The sequence below is a fragment of the Streptomyces macrosporus genome, from assembly GCF_039533145.1.
In the GTDB taxonomy this organism is placed as follows: domain Bacteria; phylum Actinomycetota; class Actinomycetes; order Streptomycetales; family Streptomycetaceae; genus Streptomyces; species Streptomyces macrosporus.
Genome location: NZ_BAAASZ010000025.1, coordinates 1 through 21,292, shown reverse-complemented (window position 1 = coordinate 21,292; position 21,292 = coordinate 1). Strand labels below are relative to the sequence as shown.

Sequence of the window (21,292 nt, the reverse complement as noted above, 5' to 3'; positions counted from 1 at the left end):
CACGGCCGCGATAAAGGAGGGTCACCGGCCCGGTCTCGGCGGCACGGGCCGGCCGGGCGGGGCTCACAGTCGGCCCGGCCACCGGACCCGAGCACACCGGCTCGGTCATCACCGCAGCTCCCTTGGTCGGTTCTTCCGCGCGCCGGCCGGTGACCTCCGGCAGCCGGCCGTCCAGTGGTTACGGGCCTGTGGACGTGTGTGCCGTTGTTCGCGGCTTGCGGGGCCGGGGTCTTGGTCGGCCGAAGAGCATGGCCTTACGGGGCGGCCGGGAGCTCGGCCGCCCCGTCGCAGTACGGCAGGCACTTCACCGACTGAACCGCGTGGCGGGCCTGGTCTCGCAGCACGTTCCTGCCATGGTCCGACGTGGCCCAGGACCTGTTCGACCGGGTCGGCGCTCCGGTGGCGCTACGCCTGGAGCCCAAGGAGGCGTACGCCTGCTTCATTGACGGCTTCAGGCTCACCGACATCCTCACCGACTTGTCCGTCGACCTTGCCCAAGATGACCTTCTCCTGCCCCACGAGGTGCTTGACCAGCATCCCGGAGCCGCCGACGACCTGCTGCACCGGCGCTGGAGCCCTGCTGTGGCCGCAGTGATCGCGCATCTGACCAGCGTGGCCCATCAGTGGCTGACCCAGCCTGCCCTCACCCGCGGAATGCCCCGGCCCCGCCACGATCCGCCAGACGATGGCCGGTCTGCTGCACGTCCAGCTCAATGCCATCGCCGCCGCCGGGCCCAGTGTCCTGCACACACCGCCTCGGCCGGCACCCCTCGCCAGCGCCCGGGTCCTCGTCCCGGCTCGGGCTCGGGCGGCTCTGGCGTGGAGTCTGTCTCCATTGACCGTGCCGCCCCCACACGGCGCCGAACGCACCAGCGTGCCGACCCCCCGCCAGAGCGCGCCGCGCGTGAGCTTCGAGACGCCGCCCCCGCACCCCAGCGGCGAGCGGCCCCCACAGATCCCGTCCGAACGGATGCCCACACACCTCGCCGTGATCATGGACGGCAACGGCCGCTGGGCCGCCCAGCGCGGCCTGCCCCGCCACGAAGGCCACCGGGTCGGCATCAACGACGCCATGCGGGACGTCGTCTTCGGCGCCGCAGAGATCGGGCTGTCGCACCTGAGCCTGTTCCTGTTCTCCACCGAGAATTGGAAACGCGGCTACCAGGAGGTCACCTACCTCTTCGACACTCTGCGCGACCAGCTACGCAGCTTGGTCGTCACCTACGCCGTACTGGGAGTCCGACTACGCCGGGCCGGCCGCACCGATGGCCTGCTCGAAGAGCTGATCGAGGAGCTGTTGCACGCGGAATCGAGCACCCGGCACAACCCGGGCCTCACCCTGACCTTCTGCTTCAACTACGGCGGCCGCGCCGAACTCACCCAAGCCGCCGTCCGGCTGATGCGCGCAGGCAAAGCCGGCGCCCTCCACCCCGATCACGTGGGCGAGAGCGACCTCGCCGACCACCTGCTCCTGCCCGACCCTCCCGACGTCGACCTGCTCTGGCGTACCGGCGGCGAGCGCCGCATCTCCAACTTCCTCCTGTGGCAATCGACCCACGCCGAGCTCCACTTCACCGATGCCTACCGGCCCGACATCGACCGCCGCGACCTGTGGCAAGCCATCAACGAATACAGCCACCGTCAGCGACGTCACGGCGCCGCACCCGTGTCTCCACCCGTGTCCCCCGGCGAGACGAGTCATTGAGCGACTCTGTCGGGCATCGTGGAGCTCCGCGGACAAGGGTGCCGGCGGTTCGGGATGCTTCGGCTGATCCTGTACAGCCCTGTCTTCCCGAGGCGGTCGGTGTCCGTTCGTCCCCGGTCCGGTGCGGTGGTGCCCGAGCCCGCCGCCCGGACGGCACGGACCGGCCGTCCTCGTGGCACCACGGCCATGTGGGCGCGCGATCATCGAGACCGGCACCGACTCCTACCGCCTCGCCTCCGTGGAGGCGATCACGTCGCTCATCAGGTGTTCTTTCTTGATCGGGAGTTACCCCGAAGACCGTACGGTCCCTCCGCGCGTCGGCGGTCCGCTCCTCCCGGGTGTCGGCGAACCCGTCCGTGGACGCGGGATGTTCGTGGCCGTAGCCCGGGCCGATCCGGGCGCCGGGGCGTCCGCGACTCCCCGGGAGCAGGAGAATCTCAGCGCCTTGCCGCTGTTGCGATTGACCAGGGCGTACCAGGTGTTGGTGTCCACCGTCGCCGCCTCGGCGGGTGCCGGATTCACTCCGGCGAGCAAGCCGATCACGAGGGTCGCCGCCATCACGGCGGCGACCCGTGACCATCAGCGACGACCTCGCGGAGGGCGGGGGAAGCCGCACCGTAGGCCGTCACCGATTCACCCTTTCGTCGGTGGCAGGCCTTGTCAGGCGCGGGTCCAGCGCTGGTTGCTGCCGTTCGAGCAGGAGTAGAGCTGGATCAGGGTGCCGTTGGCGGTGCCGGCCCCGACGGCGTCGAGGCAGAGGCCGGACTGGACGCCGACGATGGATCCGTCGGAGTTGAGGCGCCACTTCTGGTTGTCGCCACCCCAACAGCTGTAGATCTGGACCTTGGCACCGTTACCGGTGCCGGCGGCGTCCAGGCACTTGTCGCCGTAGACCCTGAGCTCGCCGGCATCGGTGTACGTCCACTGCTGGTTGGTGCCGTTGTGGCAGTCCCACAGCTGGAGCTGGGTGCCGTCGGTGGTGCTGGCGTTGGGCACGTCCAGGCAGCGGCCCGAGCCGACGCCCTTGATCGTGTTGCCGTCCCCGGGCGGCGGAGTGGTGGAGCCGCCGTTGAGGGCGTCGAGGACGGCGGTGTAGGCGGGCTTCTTGCTGCCGTTGTTGTAGAACAACAGCGGCGTGTGCTCCGAACGCCACGAGTCGCTGTCGCGCACGCCCCAGACGGTGACACCGAGGCAACGGGAGACGGCCAGGCAGTCGTTGACCACGGCGGCGTAGGTCGAGGGCGAGGCTCCCTGGATGTCGAGTTCGGTGATGGCCACGTCGACGCCGAGGGCGGCGAAGTTCTGCAGGGTGGTGCGGAAGTTGCTGTTGTAGGGGCTGCCACTGTTGAAGTGCGACTGGAAGCCGACACAGTCGATCGGCACGCCGCGCTGCTTGAAGTCCCGCACCATGCGGTACATGGCCTGGGTCTTGGCCCAGGTCCAGTTCTCGACGTTGTAGTCGTTGTAGCAGAGTTTGGCGGACGGGTCGGCGGCGCGCGCGGTGCGGAAGGCGACCTCGATCCAGTCGCTGCCGGTGCGCTCCAGGTTGGAGTCGCGCCTGGCTCCCGAACTTCCGTCGGCGAAGGCCTCGTTCACGACGTCCCACTGCGCGATCTTGCCCTTGTAGTGGCTCATCACGCCGTTGATGTGGTCGATCATCGCCTGGCGCAGTGCGCTGCCGCTGAGGCTCTGCATCCAGCCGGGCTGTTGGGAGTGCCAGGCCAGGGTGTGGCCGCGCACCTCCTTGCCGTTCTGCACCGCCCAGTTGTAGACGCGGTCGGCGGCGGTGAAGTTGAACTGGCCCCGCTGCGGCTGGGTGGCGTCGATCTTCATCTCGTTCTCGGCCGTCACCGAGTTGAACTCACGGGCCGCGATCGTCGCGTACGTCGAGTCGCTCAACCTGTTCGCGGCGATGGCGACGCCGAAGTAGCGGCCGCTTTGCGCCGCCGCGGCGCCGAGCGTGCTCTCGGCGGCCTGAGCGGACGGTGGCGCGACCAGTGCGGCGACCACACCGAGGACGCCGGCGACCAGCGCCGGCAGCAGAGCGCGGAGCTTCCGCCGGACAACGGATCTGGGAAGGGCATGAGAGCCCATGGCTGTGCCTCCAAGGTAGAAATAACGGAACCACCGGACACCGCGGTCATGGGAGCCGGGAGGATCTCGACCGGCACGGACGGCGCCCGGTCGGTCGCCGCGTGACGTACGCCGGGCGGCAGCGGTCTTTCGACACAGGCACGGGGGTACTCCATCGCTGCTCAGCCGGGGGCGTCACGCGGTGTCGCACACCTCTCCGCCTGCACGAGGCGTCAGGATGCGTCGGTGTGAGCCTCACCGGAACGAAAAACGGGGTGGCGCGGGTGTTTCGGTGTGCGGATCTGTCGTGCTGCTGTGCGCGGCTCTGCCGTACAGCACAGTCCGCACAGGACCACGGTGTTCGAAATATCGAACTATGGTCGACTGTCCAGACAAGATGTTGAGGAATTGACAGCGCCTCGTCAACCCTCGCGGCGCGAAAAATTTTCGCCCCACGTGCGAAACTTTCGAACCCTCGCGAGCCGGGCGGATCCCTGGACCGGCGAGCCGCGTCGTGAACTTGCGGGGAGGCGGTCGGCGTGACGGCTTGTCGTGTCCGAGGGGAAGGAAGTGTTTACGGACACCTCGGCGACAGGCCTTGACCGGAAGGCCCCGCCTTCCTAGCTTGTGGCGTCACAGAACCGGGACACCTTCGAAACTTTCGGACCTGCCCTTGCCCCCGGCACGGCCGTTCCACGGTTCGTCGGCGTCACCTCGCCCCCGCCCCCCAAGGAGGCCCTCCGATGTGGCTTCGCCACCCGTCTCCAGTCCACCCAAGGCGCTTACTCGGCGTCCTTGTTTCCTTACTGTTGGCGGCCGCCTTCCTCGGTGCCCAGCCCGCCGAAGCCGCGACCGTGGACCCCAACGCCTCGTATGTGTTGGTCAACCGCAACAGTGGCAAAGCCCTGGACGTCTACAACATGGCGACCGACGACGGCGCCCGCATCACCCAATGGACCAGGAACAACCAGACTCAGCAGCAGTGGCAGTTCGTCGATTCCGGGGACGGCTACTACCGCATCAAGTCCCGCCACTCGGGCAAGGTACTGGACGTCTACAACTGGTCCACCGCGAACGGCGGCTCGATCGTCCAGTGGACCGACCTGAACGGCACCAACCAGCAGTGGCGGCTGGCCGACAGTTCGGACGGCTACGTGAGGCTCATCTCGCGCCACAGCAACAAGGCCCTCGAAGTGCAAGGTGCCTCCACCGCCGACAACGCGAACATCGTCCAGTACGACGACTGGGGCGGCGCCAACCAGCAGTGGCAGCTCGTCAAGGTCGGCACCGAAACCCCCGGCTCGTGTGATCTTCCGTCGACCTACCGCTGGACATCGACGGGCGCGCTGGCGCAGCCCAAGCAGGGGTGGGTCTCGCTCAAGGACTTCACCGTCGCCCCCTACAACGGCAGACAACTCGTCTACGCGACCACGCACGACACGGGGACGAGGTGGGGTTCGATGAACTTCGGCCTGTTCACCAATTGGTCGGAGATGGCCTCGGCCAGCCAGAACGCGATGTCCAATTCCACCGTCGCACCCACGCTCTTCTACTTCGCTCCGAAGAACGTCTGGGTGCTCGCCTACCAGTGGGGCAGGACCGCCTTCTCCTACCGGACGTCGAGCGACCCCACCAACCCGAATGGCTGGTCGTCCGAGCAGGTGCTCTTCTCCGGAAGCATCTCCGACTCCGGAACAGGGCCCATCGACCAGACGCTCATCGGTGACGGCACGAACATGTACCTGTTCTTCGCCGGCGACAACGGCAAGATCTACCGGGCCAGCATGCCGATCGGGAACTTCCCGGGCAGCTTTGGCTCGACCTCGACAGTGATCATGAGCGACACGACGAACAACCTGTTCGAAGCCCCGCAGGTCTACAAGTTGCGGGGCCAGAACCGCTACCTCATGATCGTCGAGGCGATCGGCTCGCAGGGCCGGTACTTCCGCTCCTTCACGGCCACCAGCCTGAACGGCTCCTGGACACCCCAGGCCGCGACCGAAAACAATCCCTTCGCCGGCAAGGCCAACAGTGGCGCCACCTGGACCAACGACATCAGCCACGGCGAACTGATCCGCACCAGCCCCGATCAGACCATGACCGTCGATCCCTGCAATCTGCAGTTGCTCTACCAGGGACGCAGCCCCAACTCCGGCGGTGACTACGGCCTCCTGCCCTACCGTCCGGGTCTGCTGACACTACAGCGCTGACGGCATGACACGAGTCCGGCTCCGGTAGGGAGCCGGCGTGGCGGGCTCGGCGGAAGGCCGAGCCCGCCACGCCGTGATCTGAAAAGCCCAGGCCCCCCGCCGGCACAGTGAAGGACGTTCAGTGACCCTCCTCTGGTGCGTGGACCATGCTGCCGAGCGGAGCAAGGCAGCGGCGCACCAGGACGAGGGTGCGCTCCGCGACCGCGTGGAGCGGGGCGCCGCCGTCGACGACGGCGAGGGCCGTGTTCAGCACTCCGGCGATCAGGCCCGCGCGAGCGCCGACCGCCGCGGGTGTGACGGCGGCGCCCTCGTTCACCAGGATGTCGATCGCCGCCCCGATCAGTGCCTCGCGCCGCTGGGCGCGGTGTCCGGCGACAGTGGAGGCGTCGATCTTCGGCATACGGGACAAACTCCTGGCCGGCGAACAGGGCCGGGAGTGAGACGTCGGCCTGCTGCTGCCACGTCAGGTCATGTCGGTGTCGCGAACCAGCCACGGCGCCCGGCCGGCAAACCGTCATCGACGCACAACGGGCCGCCGCCCCGTCGACGAGGCACGCTCTGACCGTCCGAGCCCTTGGGTGGTTCGAGCGTTGTCCGGGGCGAGGCCCTTCCGTGCGTCGCCTGCCGGTTGAGGCCGAGAAGGCGATCACGAGCAGCACGTCACACGACCGCTGCGGTCAGCGGCCGGCAGCACGTCGGTACGGGGCCTGACGGTGTCGTCACGCGTCGCCACGTCCTGCCGGTCGGCGACGGCCCACTCGGCGTCGTTGAAGTCGACCCGGTGAAGCCCCCGGCCGGCGCTTGGACAGGCGTCCGCCTCTCGCTCTCCGTCAGGCTCTCTCCGCGTGCTCCTGCAGGCGAGCGGAGATCAAGGACTCGAGCGCGTCGGCCGCAGGCTTGGCGTACCGGGCGAAGTCGGTGTCGTCGCCGGCGGCCGCGGCCACTCGGAAACCGTCGGTGAGGGACCGCCCCATGACCGTCATGTCGTGCGCCGGCTCTGCCGCCACTTCGTTCGTCACCCCTTGGTGCGAGGCGCGCAACCGGGACGCGATGAACTCGAACATCTCCTTGCGAATGGCGAGGTACCGTTGCCGGGCACGGTTGTCCTCCAGCCGCCGCTCGAACGCGAAGACGAGGCCGATGCTCCAGAACGCGGCGGGCCGGGTCGGCGAGGTTCCCGGATGCCCGGCCGAATCGCTGATGCCGCGCCGCAGCGGCTCGCGCAGGTCGCCGACGGACAGGTGGGCCTGCCGCCAGACCTCGAAGCAGTGGTCGAGCACCTCGACGAAGAGTCGTTCCTTGCTCTGGAAGTGCCGGTAGACGGATCCGATCGGCAGGCCGGACAAGTGGGCGACATCAGCCATGGTCGTCCCCTCGTACCTGGCCTCGACCGCACGCGAGAGCACGGGCCTCGAGTATCGCCCGCTTCGACGCCCGGACACCTGGTGGGTCCTCCGTCTCGTGGTCGTCGGCCCTCTCACCGCTCTTCGGACTGCGTTTCCGCCAAATGCACGCCGACTCTTGGCTTTGTCGAGCAGTAGTGGTTCCGGCTCGCTTTCCGTGATGCGGGCACGCTGTTCTTATCGGCTTGAACGGGGGCCAAGGCCTCGGCGAGTTCAGAGCCCCGTTGGTCCGTCCGTGCAGGGGATGGACACCTCATGGCGGAGCAAACCTCGGGTTGGATGGGAGCCACCCCTATCGGGTGACTTCTGAACCGGATCGCCGCATCGGGCGGAGTGTTCGCCTGGGTGATGGCGCGGCTGGGGCTAACTGGTCGTTTCAGAATGATCTGCGGAGCCGTCGGAGGCAGATGATGCTGCAGGCGAGTTCGAGGAGGCCCTGGTGGAGGTCGGCTCGGTGCTCATAGCGGATCCGCAGGCGCTTGAACTGATACAGCCGGGCGAAGGTTCGCTCCAGTACCCAACGGGTGCGGCCGAGGCCAGAGCCGTGAGCGATGCCTCGGCGAGCGATGAGAGGTTTGATCCCGCGCTTCCACAGCAAGCGGCGATACACGTCGTAGTCGTAGCCGCGGTCCGCGAAGAGTCGCTTGGGCCGATGGCGCGGGCGTCCGCGCTGACCTCGGATCCGGGGGATCGCGTCCAGGAGCGGGAGCAGCTGTGTGACGTCGTGCCGGTTTCCGTCGGTCACAGAGGCAGCGAGTGGAGTGCCGAGACGATCGACGATCACATGGTGCTGGGAACCGGGGCGGCCGCGGTCCACCGGCGACGGCCCGACATGGGCCCCCCTTTCAGGGCCCTGATGTGGGAGCCGTCGATTGCACAGTCGTCCATGTCCAGCAGCTCGGTGAGGAGTGCCGCGTGCAGGCGGGGCCAGACGCCGGCTTCGGTCCAGTCCCGCAGTCGGCGCCAGGCGGTCACTCCCGAGCAGCCCACGCTCTGGCTGGGCACGTCCCGCCAGGCCACTCCCGTGCGCAGCACGTAGACGATGCCGGCCAGGGCGGTCCGGTCCGGCACCGGCAGCCGTCCGGGGTGGCGGTGTCGTCGCGCGGGCCGCTCGGGCAGCAGCGGGGCTATCCGTCCCCACAGCTCATCGAGGACAAGGTCGGTGGTCATGGCGTAGCAGCTTGCCAGAGGACCTGGTTGAGCTCGTCGGGACGGCTCGGGATACTCCTGGGATAACCGGCAGCGCGCAACCCGAAGTCGTTGAACAGGGGTGGGACGGGCCCTGGTATCGCGTCCGCACGGACCGCTTCGAAGCGTCCTTCCTGCCCGACGCGGGTGAGGATTTGGATGCCGTCTGCAACGTCGATGTCGAGGTCCGGCCGGCGGACGGCTCACGTTGGAGCGCAACGGTGTTCACCGTCGCGGAGGTCGAGCGCCTGATGGAGAAGGGAACTCGGACCGGCGAGGATCTGGGCGGCCGCTGCTTCTGGTGCTCCGATGGCCTGATCGTCCGGGATCCCGGCATCGAGAACATGGCCCGGGTGCTCGCCGGTCTGCTCGACTCCGGCGAGTTCGAGCAAGTCCTCCAGCGGCTCGACGACGAGTGACCGTCTCAGCCGCATTCTGAAACGATCAGTTACGGCCCCAGCACCCCCTTCGGAGGTCTCCTGCGTGGCCGGCCGTCGAGCTCAACGGCCGGCCACGCAAGACGCTCGGCTGGGCAACCCCGGCCGCCCGTCTGCGCGAGCTGACAGCTCCCCCGAGCCGATCGTCGGCTATCTGGGATCGTCGCTGTCCCAGGGATAGCCGAAGCGGTCGGGCCGGACGCCCCAGGCATCGAGCACCGTGAGCAGCTCGGACTCGTCCGTGGCGTCGGCCGACCTGACGAGGGCCGCGCCGATGTCGTAGTCAAAGCCGTCGATGCACCGGCGGTCGTACTCCCAGTGCTCCAGACGGAAGCCGCGTTCGGGGTCGCTGCGCACCCACCCCTCGGCCCGGGCCTGAGCATCGGGCCTGCTCTGCGTGGGGCGGATGTCCACGAAAGCGCGGCGGTCCGGGCGCGATGCCGGTACTTCCGCCACCAGCCTCCTGCCGAGGCGGAGCGCGGTCAGTTTGTCCGTCGGCCAGTCCGATCCACCGTTCATGAGGCGTCATTCTGGTCCTGCCCCTGTCGGGCTGAGGAGCGGACCAGGCGGCGGTCTCGGGGAGCTGCTCGATCCTGGCCCTGCCGGAGCGGCCACACGATCCCGCCGCCGATGCGGCAGGGGTCCGGCTGGGAGAACTTCCAGCCGGACCCCTGCTTACCCTGCTCGGCATACACGCCAGTGACCACGTGTTGCGACGACCACTGGAATCCGCCAACCTCAGAACTGGGGGCTCTTGTATCCGCTGACTGGCTCAGCAGGGTGACGTCAGAAAGGCACAAGACCGGGGAAGCTCCCGAAGGCCATCCTCCAGCCGTGAGCGCGGCTTCACCGCCTTCACCGAAGGGGAAGCCCCGCCGATGGCATCGTGTGCGCCAGGATCGTCCGGGGATCCCCGGACGATCCTGGGATCATTTCCGCAGGTTGGCACACGATTGTCGCGGTGTCACGTCCGATTCGCCTTAGCTACCGGCCGGTTAGTTGTCCCCTGGTGCCCGAGCTGGGATCCCGGGGCCAAGTTCGTACACGCTGTGGCAGGGCGATAGATCGGTCGAGAACGACCTTACGAGGCACAAGGTATGAGGAACTCGTCGGCGTGACCGGGCCTGGCCGCAGGCAGGGTGGCGAGCGGCAGAATCCCGGCCGCGTCCAGCGCGCTCCACAACAACCCGCCGCACGGCCACACCGCGACGGCGGCCGCCCCGCAGCAGGCGGCCAGGGCCGACACCGCCCACCGTGGCGTCGGGTTTCTCCTGGGGGAACGGAACGGCCGGGCGAGGGCCGCGGGCCGATGGTGGGCGGGCGGGAGCGCGGCGGGTCGGGCCGGTCGCGGGCGTCATAGGGGGATCCTTCGCAGGGTCAGCGGGTGGGGGACCGGGGGGCGGGGGCGAGTTGGTGGGGGTCGGGGTGCAGGGCAGGATTCGAGAGGGGGGCGGGGGGCGCCGTCGCGGCGCGGGCGGCGGTTGTGCGCTCGCGCAGGCGTTCCAGGCGGCGTTCGATGCGGGCGCGGGTGTAGAGGTCGAGGGCGTCGACCAGGTGGTCCCACTCCTCGCCGGCCGTGCCCGAGGGGCGGGGGCCAAGGGGGTCGGGGCCGGCGTGGTGGTGGCGGCGGCGGTAGTCGCCGACGGCAGTGAGCAGGCGCAGGTAGGTGCGGTGTTCGGTCTCGTCGTCCTCGGGTGGGGTGATCTCCTCCATCCAGGTCTCCGGGAGGTCCTCGCCGGCGAGGGTGGCGGCCAACGCCGCCCGCGCGGTGCGGGCGGCGCGGGCGGCGGGGTGGAGCGGAGCGACGGCGTACGGGTCGCGCAGGGCGGGGTGGTCGGGCAGCGGCCCGGAGGACGGCGGGGTGTCCAGGTGGGCGAGGGCCGCGTGCAGGACGACCGTGGCTGGCGCGTCCGGCGGCGGCGGGTGGGGGGTGGGGCGGCGCCGGCCGCGCAGGGCGCGGATGCGGGCGGCCAGGTCGTCCCAGGCGGCGGCCTGGTCCGCGTCGGTGGGGCGGGGGCCGAGGCCGGGCACCCCGGTGCGGGCGTGGCGGGTGCGCCACAGCTCGAGAAGCGCGCAAGTGTGGGCCCAGGCGGCGCGCCGCCTGGGCCCGGTGGGCGGGGGCGGCGGGCCCAGCGGGTGGGCCCAGGCGGGCGGGTCGGCGGCCAGCGCGTGGCCGCGGTCGACCAGCGCGGCGGCCAGCAGGCGGTGGCGTTCGGCCAGGTGCGCGCGCCAGTGCTCGGGGGTGTCGGGGTGGACCAGGGCGTGCCGGTCGGCGACCCAGTCGGGGACCTCGCCGCGGTGGTCGGGGCGGTGGGGCGGGTGGTCGGGCAGGCGATCGCGCAGGCGGAGCTCGGCGGCGACGCGGGCGGCGACGCGGGCGGCGACGGCGTCGGCGTGGGCCAGCGCGGCCCGCGCGGAGGTCAGCCGGGCGGCGGTGGTGGCGCGGTGGTCGGCGATGCTGCGGCGCACCGCCGACAGGGACCGCTCCGTCCCAACGGCCTGCTCACGCTGGTGGTCCTCCCGGGCGCGGTCCTGCCGGGGCAGGGCGCGGCGCAACGCGGTCTCCCGGTGGAGGGCGGCGAGGGTGGCGCGGGCCGCCGGGGATAGCGGCGTGCTGGCGGCCTGGGCGGCGCGGGCGGCGGCCCAGGCCGCCGTGGTCTGGGCGGCCAGCTCGGCGGCGGTCAGCGGCCCCAGCGGCCGGTCTAGCCATGCCGGATGTGTCTCGCCGTCGCGGGTGGTGACCGGGGTCGGCAGGTGGGCGGCGGCTGCCTCCGCAGCCCATAGAGCGGCGCGGGCCGCCGCGCGGTGCGCCTTCGCCAACCGGTCCAGGGTGCGCAGCCGGGCCGGGGGCATGTGCGCCAATCCGCTGCGGACCGCGGTCTGCGCCGCGTCGGCGGCATCGGTGAGGCGCGCGCGGATCCGCCAGGTCAGCACTGCGGCGGGGTCGTCGGCGTCGGTCAGGCCGCGCCCGGCGGTGGCCTGCTTCAGCAGCCGGGCCGGGTCGAGGCCGGCGCGTTCGGCCTGTGCCAGGGCGCGGATCAGGGCCGGGTGGGCGTCGGCCGCGAGTAGCGCCGCGGCCTGCTCCGGGCCGAGGGCGCGCTCGAGGACGCCGGTGAGGCGGGCGGTGGTGGCGTGCTCGGCGGCGTGCGTGAATTCGGCCGCCAGCCGGCCCGGGGCGGTCGCCTCGTGGTGGGCGGCGGCGATCGTTTCGGTGGCCGACAGGTGGGCGCGGCGCCGGGCGGCGATGGTCCTGAGCGTCTGGTCGAGGGCGGTGCCGGCGTCCAGGGCGAGGTAGAGGCGGTTGGTGCGGGCGCCGCGGGTGAGTTGGACGTAGACGCTCTCGCGGGTGGCGGCGGGGGTGGCCAGGGCGTGGGAGGCGTCCACGGTCATGCCCTGGGCGCGGTGGACGGTGGAGGCGTAGCCGAGTTCGGTGTGGGCGGCCAGGTAGTCGGCCGCGAGGCGGATCCGGCCGCGGTGGCGGGTGTGGCGGACGAGGGCGTCCCCGCCGGGCAGGATCGTCTCCAGGGTCCAGGTGTCGCCGTTCTTGACGAAGTCCTTCCCGCCGCGGACGGTCAGCCGGCGCCGGTTGCGGCGGGTGACGAGCACGTCCCCCACATAAGCGCGGACTCCGGAGCGCAGCACCACCGCGCGGTCGGGGTCGAGTTCTCCGGCGGCCAAGCGGTGGGCCTGAGCGCGGGCGTTGAGCGCCGCCACGGTGGCGGCCTCGGCGGCGGTCATCAGCGCGGTGCGGCCGGCGGCGGTGTCGTGGGCCCAGGCGGCGAACACCGCGTCGCACATCGCCTCGTGGGTGCCGGCGACGATGCGGCCCTTCCTGCGGTACCAGGCGAACGCCTCGGCCGGGTCTTGGCCGTCGCGCAGCACCAGGGAGGCGTCGGCCTCGCCGGGGGTGGCGAAGCGGTGCAGGCGGTCGAGTTCGACCGCGCCGCCGGCGCGGGCGATCAGCCGCAGCGCGCCGCCGGCCTCGACCGCGGCGAGCTGATGGACATCGCCCAGCAGGCGCACCACCGCGCCGGCGGCCGCGGCGTCGGCGAGCACCCCATCCAGCTGTCGGGTACCGGCCATGCCCGCCTCGTCGACCAGCACCACGTCCCCGCGGCCCAGCCGGAATGCCGGATCGGTCTCCCCGCCGCCGGCGGCGGTGCGGCGGTGGTGGAGCCAGGCGTGCAGGGTGTGCGCCGGGCGGCCCAGGTCCTCCCCGAGCACCTGGGCGGCGCGGGCGGAGGGGGCCAGCGGGATCAGCCGGCCGCCGGCGGCGTCGACCGCGGCGGCCACCAGCCGCATCGCGGTGGTCTTGCCCGCCCCGGCCGGGCCGAGCCCGGCCACCAGCAGCCGGTCGGACAGCGCGAACGAGGCGGCCAGCGCCTTCTGCCCGGTGTCCAGCGGCCCGGGGTGGGTGGCGGCCACCCGGCGGAAGACGCGCCGCGCAACGGGCGGCACCGCGCCGGTGCGGGCGGCGCCGGCCAGCCGCTGTTCGGCGGCCAGCAGGGTGCGGGTGGTGTAGGTGGTCGAGCCGATCGGCCGGTGCACGCTTGAGCCGTCCGGGCGGGCCAGGTCCGGGTGCGGGGGGTGGAGATCGGGCGGGGTGAGGTCCAGGCAGTCGGCGGAGGCCAGGGCCGCGTCGGTGATGGCCTCGGCCGATCCCGGGGCGGCGGTGGCGCCGCGCAGGGTGCGCATCAGGTGGCGGCGGGCCTCGGCCAGCACGTGCCGGCGGCGGAAGGTGGTGCGGCGGGCGGCCACCGCCGCCAGGACCTGCTCGGCGGCCGCCGCCACATCCACCTGCCCCTCCCCGTCCCGCTCCCCCTCCGGCCGGGGGGTGGTGGGGCGCAGGCGGGCGGCCGCGGCCCGGGCCGCCGGCAGCAGGTTCGCCACGGTGGCCGGGTCGGTCGCGGCGATCGCCCGGCGCCGCCAGTCGGCCAGCAGATCGTCCAGGGATCGGGCGGCGGGTTTGGCCGGGCGGGTGGTCAGCGCCGCCCGGCCCTGCAGCCGGACGCGGGCTGGCAGGTCCGGATCGCGGCCGTGGCGGCGCCGGTAGTCGGCGATCAGGTTCTCGGCCGCGGCGCGCACTGCGGTGCTCCGCCGGGCGAAGACCGCCCGCAGCCGGGGGTCGATGCCGACCAGGCGCATCACCGGCCGCCGCCCGGGGGTGGTCTCCACCGCCTCGGTGGCCAGCTCGAGGCGGGCGCAGATCAGCTCCAGGGCGCGCTGGTTGAACAGCTCGCTGGCGGCGACCGTCTCCCGCAGCAGCAGCCGGGAGTCCAGGTTCCGCCACCGCCCGTCCGGGCCCTGGACGCGGGGGCTGATCACCACGTGCTCGTGGAGCATCGGGTCTCCGGCGCGGGAGGTGTAGTGCAGGTAGACGGTGGCCAGCAGGCCCGGCCGGGCCCGGTGCTGGGCGGCGCCGCCGGCCCCGGTGCGCACCGCCAGCGCGTGCTCCTCCAGCCAGCGAATGGTCTCGGCGCGGGCCTGGGCGAGGACCTCGAGCACCACCTCGCGCACGGCCGCGTCGCCCAGGGCGAACAGCAGCGACAGCTCCTCGCTGGAGAAGGTCAGGTCGTAGCCGGTGCGGGCGTGGCGGCGCACCCCGGTGCGGGCGGCCAGGAACCGGTCCAGTTCGGCGCCGTCGGCAGGCCGGCGGTGGTACTCGGCCTCGAATGCCGCGGCCGCGGTCTGCCGGCGCAGGGCCTGCTTCTCGGCCTTGGTCAGCGGGCGGCACAGCCGCTCGGTCGCGTGGTCCAGTACCCGGTCGATCTCCTGCTCCAGCGGGGAGGACTCGGCCAGGCGGGGCAGCGCCGGGCCGAGCTTGGCCGCCGCCATGGCCCGCCGCATCGACGCGCTGGCGGCCAGCTCACCGGCCGCGATCTCCTCGGCGTTGGGGTGCAGGCCCAGCCCGAACAGGGCCCGCATCTGCGCCTCGGTCACCTCCCCCGCCAGGCCCAGGGTGCGGGCCGCCCGCCCATGCCAGATCCCGGGCGGTACCCCGGGCACGGCCGAGGACACCGTCGGCCGCCCGCCGGCCGCCCCGTCCCCGGCCGCGATGGAGCGCCGGTAGTAGCGGTAGCTGGCGGCCGTGATGCCCTGCGCCGTCATTCCCATCCCCCCAGTGCACCGGTCCGCGCCCCGAGGCGGCGCGGCGCGGGCCGGGGCGCCCACCGGGGCGGGACACGATCCGCTCCCCCGTCCCGCCCGACGGGAGATCCGCCTCCACGCCCGGGGGCGGGGCCGGGCAGTGCCAGAGGTGTGCGGCGCCCCACCGGGCGCCGCCCCGGGGTCGACCGGGCACCACCGATCGCCGTCCACCGACGGCACGACCACCCCGCCACACCCCACCGGACACCATCCGGGCACCACCGGGAGCAGGCCGCCACCGGGTAGCGCTGGCGGGCATGCGCCAGGGAGCGATCGCCCACCAACGACAGCGTCCCGCCGGCCCCACCCGGAACAGGACGTCGTCGAACAGGGCGTGCGCCGCCGGTTCGTCGACCGGGACACGGCACGCTCCCCGGCTCCCTCCCCTTCCTGCCGCCCGCCCTGGGTTTGGGTGGGCGCCCCGCAGGCGGGACCGGGGGCGGGGATGGGCGTGTACCGGCGTGGGACGCGTCCCGGTTGGGCCGGTGCGCCGGGGGTGGGGGCGCGGTGGGATGGGCGGCCGGGAGGGTCCGCGCCGGGCGGGCCGGTCGAGAGGTGTGGAAGGTGATCGTGGTGGCGAGTCGGAACCGGAGTCGGGGCGGCAGGGAGTCGGTGGCGCAGCGGCGAGAGGCGTTGGAGTGGCCGCGGCGCGGATGGCCGAGGAACGGGCCGAGGAGTTGCGGCGGGGGCGGTGGTGGCGATGGAGGAGGCGGGGAGACGGTGGCGGGGTGTGCGCGGCGGTTGGGGGTGGGGGCGGAGCGGGTGAAGGAGTTGCGCCGGTTGGGGCAGGAGGCCGGGCAGAAGCCGGAGAAGGCGGGGCCGGGCGTGGGGCCGGAGGCGTGGCGGCGTCGGTGCCCGCTCCCCCAACTGGCGCGGCCGGTGTGGGGCGGGGTGGGATGGTGCCCGTCGATTCCGTGGCCAGCGGCCCGCCGGGTCCGGGAGGTTCGGGGGTGGTCGGCTGAGCTCGACCCCGGGGAGACGGGTGCGACCCTGGCTCTCTCGCACGGTAGAGGTGCGAGAGGGCCGGGACCGCGCGGTGTGCGGAGGTGGGGGCAGGCGCGGGTTCAGGGGGCGGCGGGTCGCCGCTGGAGCGATGCGGCGGGCGGCTGTTGCGCGAAGGTGGCGGGCGCGGGATGAGAGGCGGGGGTCTGGGGCCACGCAGCCGAAGCCGGGGGCGTGGCCGGGGCGGCGGGCGGCTGGGGGTTCTTGTGGTGGACGGTGACCGGGGCCCGGTCGGCAACGAAGATGCGTTCGTGGATGCCGGGCGGGGTGAGGATCCACACGGTGTCGCCGTTGCGGCGGGTGGTGCGGCGGATCAGGGGCGGGGGGACGACGTCCTCGGTGGCGCCGGTGTCGGTGTGGGTCTCGGTGACCGTGATGTAGTCGACGTCGGTGAACAGGCCGGTCGGTTCGGCGATCTGGTTGATCGTCGTCTGCTGGTGCGCGGTGGCGTCCCCCTGGGTGTGCCGGTGGGCGGGGTGCGGGGCCGGTGTGGGTTACCGGGGCGGTTCCTTGGTGAGGTCGACCGGTGTCGTCGGGGTGTGGTCCCGGCCGGTGGGCGGGGTGTGGGACTACAGGCGTGTCAGCAGCGGCAGTAGCAGCCAGAAGGCGGCGAGTGCGTAGGAGGGGTTCAGCAGCCAGCAGCAGGGACACGGTCAGGGACAGGGCGGTGATGGGCCGGATTCGGCGGGGCCAGCGTCAGCAGGGTGGCTGTGGCGGCGCACGTGCCGAGGGTGAGGGCCGCTGGCAGGCGGGTCGGGTCGGGCATGGGGTGGGTTTCTTTCCGTGCGTGGTCGCACAAGGGGGGTCGGGGCCCGGGGTTCGGTTCGGGGTGTCATGGGGGCCGGGGTCGGGCTTGGGCGTGTCGGGGCGTCGGGAGGGTCGGTGTCCGGGGCGTGTGCCCCGTTTCTCCGCGCCGAGGGGTGCCAGCGCCGAGAAAGGGTTGGTGGAGGGGGTGGGTTAGTGGGGTGGCGTGTTCGCGGGGTGTCGTCGTTGCCGTCCGGGGCTGCGGGGTCCTGCGGGCCGGGCTCGTCGGCGGGCGTGTTTCAGGCGTGCGTGCCGAGCGCGGTGAGCACTGTCAGGGCTGCGTACTGGGGGTCCCGGACTACGGGTCGTGTTGGAGGGCGCTGCCGGTGGTGGCCGTGGTGAGGAGTGCGGCGGACAGGGTGTAGAGGGGGGCGAGCAGCCAGAGGGTGGGAGTGGTGAGGTCTTCTATGAGTGGTGTCCGTCCGTGGGTGGCAGGGGGGTGGGGGCCGGGTTCGCTGTGGTGCGCGGCCGGGTTGAGTCCGTGCCCCCTGGTCGAGCGTTCGGCAGGAGGGTCCGGACGGGTGGGCGGCTAGGCGGGGCGCGGATCGGTCGCGGGCCAGGGGCCGTGTTCGAGGTGGGTGTGGGTCGAGTGGTCGGCGTATACGCGAATGCGCCCAATCGCGTATGCGGCCACCGTATGCGGCCACGTGCTCGCCTCGTAGGGGCTCCTGCCAGGCGACGTCCGGGCCCGGCGACTGCTTGCTTCCCGTTCTGGCTGATCGTTTCGGCGCATACCCTTCCCGGGTGGTCCGACTGCGCTTACCCCGGTCGATACGGATACGGCTCTCGGCCTTGCCGGTCCGGACGGCGAAGTGTTCCCGGTGCCCGGTGCGACGGTGGCCCTCGGCTCCTCGTCGATGGTGATCATCGCGGACCCCGGCGACCATCCGGAAGTCAGCGGGGTGTGGAACGATCAGGAGTTCCGCCTGGTCGGTCCGGTGCCCGCCCCGGTCGCGTCACGGCTCATGGAGCCCATGCCCTTCACCACGGTCGGGACACCGCCACAGCCGCTCATGCGCCTCTTCGTCCGGTTCGACGGCGGCTGCCTCTATCTCGGCGCCGGTCGGATTCCGATGTGCGAGGTGAGTGAGGGCGTACTCGTCCGCTGCCACCTGCGGATCAGCCCACCGCTGAGCCGCGAGGTCCTCGACCGGGTCCGGCCGCCGGTCACACCGCCTCCGCCCCCCGTGCCGGGCTGGCTCGGCGACGTGCGTGCGAACCCCGGTCGTGCTCTGGAACGTTTCCTGACTGCCTGGTACCCGGTGGCCAGCACGCGGGAGCCGACCGCCGACATCCCCGGTTCCCTCCCGCGTGCACTGGCCGGCTTCTACCGCCTCGCCGCACAGCGTCCTGCCATCCTCGGCAGCCACAATCGGATCAGACTCCTCGGTGACCTGCGCCCGGACGGCAGCGCAGAGCGCCTCGTCTTCGGCGTCGAGTGCCAGGGCGGCTGGACCTGGTCGATTCCCTGTGGGCCGGGCGCCGCCGACACCGATCCCACCGTATGGTTCGACGACGGTCACCTGGTGCCCGAGCAGGAAACGCTGAGCGGATTCCTCCTGCAGTTCGCCCTGGAGGAGGCCGCGATCGGCGCCCCCTACCGAACCAGTTGCCACGACTGGCTTTGTAGGTGAGTTTCGAGAACGTCTGTTGGTCAGCGGTGCGAACGCCTGGTTCCACGGGAGAGTGATGTCGCTGAGTTCCGAGAACGCCCAGGTGCTTGCCTCGGGACCATGGTTGTGCTCTGCACGACGAGGGGGCCCGGGCGCCGAACACCAAGGTCGATCTGTACGCGGCGATTCGCCGTGATGCCAGGACCGGCATGTCGACGCGCGCGCTCATGCGGAAGTACGGCGTCGGCTTCAACACCGTGCAGAGGGCTCTGACCTCGGCCCTGCCGGAGCCGCGCAAGAAGATGAGGCCACGGGCAACGCGCCTGGCCCCCTACAAACCGGTGATCGACGCCATCCTGAGGGCGGACCTGACCGCGCCGCGGAAGCAGCGCCACACGGTCAAGCGGATCTACAACCGGCTGCTGGACGAGCATGAAGCCGTCGACGTTTCCTACCAGATGGTCCGCGCCTACGTCGCCGCCCGCCGTGAGGAGATCCGTCTCCAGGCCGGCAAGGGGGTGGTGGAGGCGTTCGTCCCGCAGACCCACAGGCCCGGGGCGGAGGCCGAGGTCGACTTCGGCGACGTCACAGTTAGGCTGGCCGGCGAGCTGATGACCTGCTACCTGTTCGCGTTCCGGCTGTCGTACTCGGGCAAGGCCGTGCACCGCATCTTCGTCTCGGCAGGGCAGGAAGCGTTCTTCGAGGGCCACGTCCACGCTCTCAACGTGCTGGGCGGAGTGTCGACCGGGAAGGTCCGCTACGACAACCTTAGAGCCGCAGTCGCCCAGGTGCTGGGCCTCTCCCGTCGCCGGGTGGAAGCCGAACGCTGGACCGCCTTCCGCTCCCACTACGGCATCGACGCCCTCTACTGCCAGCCCGGCATCCGCGGTGCCCACGAGAAGGGCGGCGTTGAGGGCCAGATCGGCTGGTTCCGCCGCAACCACCTCGTCCCCGTCCCCGAAGTGGACACACTCGCCGAGCTCAGCGCGATGATCGACCGGTGGGGACCAGGAGGACGACGCCCGCCGCATCCGCTCCCGCCCGCGCACGATCGGCGAGTACTTCGCGGCCGAGCAACCGCTGCTCGCGCTACTGCCGGAGGAGCCGTTCGAGACCGGCCGACTGTCCACACCGCGGGTCGACCGCTACAGCCAGATCTGCGTGAGGATGAACCGCTACTCGGTGCCGGTGCGGCTGATCGGCCGCACCGTCCGCGTCATGCTCCACGCCTCCGAGCTCGTGGTCTACGACGGCCGCGAGGAAGTCGCTCGACACGAGCGGCTCATCGCCCGCAATGGATCCCGCCTCGAACTCGACCACTACTTGGAGGCGCTGATCCGCAAGCCTGGTGCGCTGCCTGGCGCCACCGCACTCGACCAGGCCCGGGCCGCCGGCCGGTTCACTCCCATGCACGACGCCTGGTGGGAAGCCGCCGTCAAAGCGCACGGTGAACGCGACGGCACCCGGGCCCTGATCGAGGTACTCCTCCTCAGCCGCCACCTGCCCCACGAACACCTCGTCACCGGCCTTGCCGCAGCCCTGAAGACCGGTGCCCTCACCGCCGACGCCGTCGCTCTCGAAGCCCGCAAGGCAGCGATGCCGACACCGGGGTCGAAGAACCTCCGCAGCCGCCCTCCACCACCAGCCAGACCGCCATCGCCCCGTTGCCCGCGGCCGTCAGGGCCAACCTGCCACCCGACAAGCGGCCCCTGCCCTCCGTCGCCCCCTACGACCAGCTGCTGCAGCTCCGCCGACCCGACCACCCCACCCCGTGAAAGAGGAGAACGCCGTGACCCTTCCCCGCCAGCGAGGACTCACCGAGCAGGCCGCCACCACCGCCGTCGACCAGGCATGCCGCATGCTCCGGCTGCCCACCATCCGCTCTCAGTTCCCCGATCTCACCGAGACCGCGAGCCGCGAGCAGATGTCCTACCTCGGCTTCCTCGCCGAGCTCCTCCTGGCCGAGTGCGACGACCGGGCCCGCCGCCGCTCCGAGCGTCGCATCAAGGCAGCGGGCTTCCCTCGCGACAAGTCGCTGCGGAAGTTCGTCTTCGAGGCCAACCCCACCATCGACGCAGCCATGATCCACACCCTCGCCAAGTGCGAATGGATCAAGAAGGGCCTGCCCCTCTGTCTCATCGGCGACTCCGGCACGGGCAAGTCGCGCCTGCTGATCGCGCTGGGCACCGAGGCCGCGATGGCCGGCTACCGAGTCAAGTACGTCCTGGCGACCAAGCTGGTCAATGAGCTGGTCGAGGCCGCGGACGAGAAGCAGCTGACCAAGACCATCGCCCGCTATGGCCGCGTCGATCTGCTCTGCATCGACGAACCCGGCTACATGGAACTCGACCGCCGCGGCGCCGAACTCCTTTTTTCCAGGTCCTGACCGAACGCGAGGAGAAGAACAGCGTCGCCATCGCCTCCAACGAGTCCTTCGGCGGCTGGATCAAGACGTTCATCGATCCCCGGCTCTGCGCGGCCATCGTCGACCGCCTCACCTTCGGCGGCACCATCATCGAGACCGGCACCGACTCCTACCGTCTCGCCACCACTCGCGCCCGCGCTGAGCAGCAAGCCGTCGGCTGAACCTGGCGCGCGGTGCCTGCGCGGAGCGATCATGGTCGACCTACCCCTGGCACAGGAATCCCCGCAGGTCCGCAGCTACAGCCGTCATGCCCTCACCGGCTTCGATCACGGTCGTCACCGTGCA

At 71.7% G+C, this 21,292-nt stretch carries 11 protein-coding genes and 2 pseudogenes; 6 read left to right on the top strand and 7 right to left on the bottom strand.

Annotated features, from left to right (window positions below):
* Positions 1 to 405: 405 nt before the first annotated feature.
* Complete coding sequence (locus ABD335_RS31025) at positions 406 to 603, bottom strand: hypothetical protein (protein ID WP_486387926.1); 198 nt, start codon at positions 601 to 603, stop codon at positions 406 to 408.
* A gap of 301 nt (positions 604 to 904) precedes the next feature.
* On the opposite strand from ABD335_RS31025, the gene uppS reads away from it, so the two are divergent.
* Positions 905 to 1,705 carry a polyprenyl diphosphate synthase gene (uppS, locus tag ABD335_RS17000; protein ID WP_344323745.1) on the top strand — a complete coding sequence of 267 codons (801 nt, stop codon included), beginning with the start codon at positions 905 to 907 and terminating at the stop codon, positions 1,703 to 1,705.
* A 660-nt stretch (positions 1,706 to 2,365) separates the two neighbouring features.
* Here uppS and ABD335_RS16995 read toward each other — a convergent pair.
* Positions 2,366 to 3,799, bottom strand: a complete 1,434-nt coding sequence (locus tag ABD335_RS16995; RefSeq protein ID WP_344323743.1) for an endo-1,4-beta-xylanase — start codon at positions 3,797 to 3,799, stop codon at positions 2,366 to 2,368.
* Positions 3,800 to 4,521: 722 nt separating this feature from the next.
* On the opposite strand from ABD335_RS16995, the gene ABD335_RS16990 reads away from it, so the two are divergent.
* A complete protein-coding gene (locus ABD335_RS16990; RefSeq protein ID WP_344323741.1) occupies positions 4,522 to 5,988 on the top strand; it encodes a non-reducing end alpha-L-arabinofuranosidase family hydrolase in 1,467 nt (488 codons plus the stop codon).
* A 118-nt stretch (positions 5,989 to 6,106) separates the two neighbouring features.
* Here the strand turns inward: ABD335_RS16990 and ABD335_RS16985 are convergent, their stop codons facing one another.
* From ABD335_RS16985 to ABD335_RS16975, 3 genes are all read right to left on the bottom strand, one after another.
* Entirely contained in the window at positions 6,107 to 6,388 is a 282-nt protein-coding gene (locus tag ABD335_RS16985; RefSeq protein WP_344323739.1) for a hypothetical protein, read from the bottom strand.
* A 430-nt stretch (positions 6,389 to 6,818) separates the two neighbouring features.
* Positions 6,819 to 7,394 carry a TetR/AcrR family transcriptional regulator gene (locus ABD335_RS16980; RefSeq protein WP_344323736.1) on the bottom strand — a complete coding sequence of 192 codons (576 nt, stop codon included), beginning with the start codon at positions 7,392 to 7,394 and terminating at the stop codon, positions 6,819 to 6,821.
* A 373-nt stretch (positions 7,395 to 7,767) separates the two neighbouring features.
* A protein-coding gene (locus ABD335_RS16975; protein WP_344323734.1) for an IS5 family transposase occupies positions 7,768 to 8,561 on the bottom strand; the annotation gives its coding sequence in 2 pieces (ribosomal slippage) (positions 7,768 to 8,237 and positions 8,237 to 8,561; 795 coding nt in all).
* A gap of 62 nt (positions 8,562 to 8,623) precedes the next feature.
* Between ABD335_RS16975 and ABD335_RS16970 the strand changes: the two genes are divergently transcribed.
* The gene (locus tag ABD335_RS16970) at positions 8,624 to 8,998 is read left to right on the top strand and encodes a hypothetical protein (RefSeq protein ID WP_344323760.1); all 375 of its coding nucleotides are present in this window, start codon (positions 8,624 to 8,626) and stop codon (positions 8,996 to 8,998) included.
* A gap of 168 nt (positions 8,999 to 9,166) precedes the next feature.
* On the opposite strand, the gene ABD335_RS16965 is transcribed toward ABD335_RS16970, so the two are convergent.
* On the bottom strand, positions 9,167 to 9,535 hold the full coding sequence (locus ABD335_RS16965) for a hypothetical protein (RefSeq protein WP_344323732.1): 369 nt from the start codon (positions 9,533 to 9,535) through the stop codon (positions 9,167 to 9,169).
* 858 nt (positions 9,536 to 10,393) lie between these two features.
* Complete coding sequence (mobF, locus tag ABD335_RS16960; RefSeq protein ID WP_344323730.1) at positions 10,394 to 15,130, bottom strand: MobF family relaxase; 4,737 nt, start codon at positions 15,128 to 15,130, stop codon at positions 10,394 to 10,396.
* A gap of 2,696 nt (positions 15,131 to 17,826) precedes the next feature.
* On the opposite strand from mobF, the gene ABD335_RS16955 reads away from it, so the two are divergent.
* From ABD335_RS16955 to istB, 3 genes and pseudogenes are all read left to right on the top strand, one after another.
* A complete protein-coding gene (locus tag ABD335_RS16955) occupies positions 17,827 to 18,603 on the top strand; it encodes a hypothetical protein (RefSeq protein WP_344323728.1) in 777 nt (258 codons plus the stop codon).
* Between the two features lie 188 nt (positions 18,604 to 18,791).
* Positions 18,792 to 20,357, top strand: a pseudogene (gene istA, locus ABD335_RS16950) (IS21 family transposase).
* Positions 20,358 to 20,371: 14 nt separating this feature from the next.
* A pseudogene (istB, locus tag ABD335_RS16945) lies at positions 20,372 to 21,168 on the top strand (IS21-like element helper ATPase IstB).
* Positions 21,169 to 21,292 lie beyond the last annotated feature (124 nt).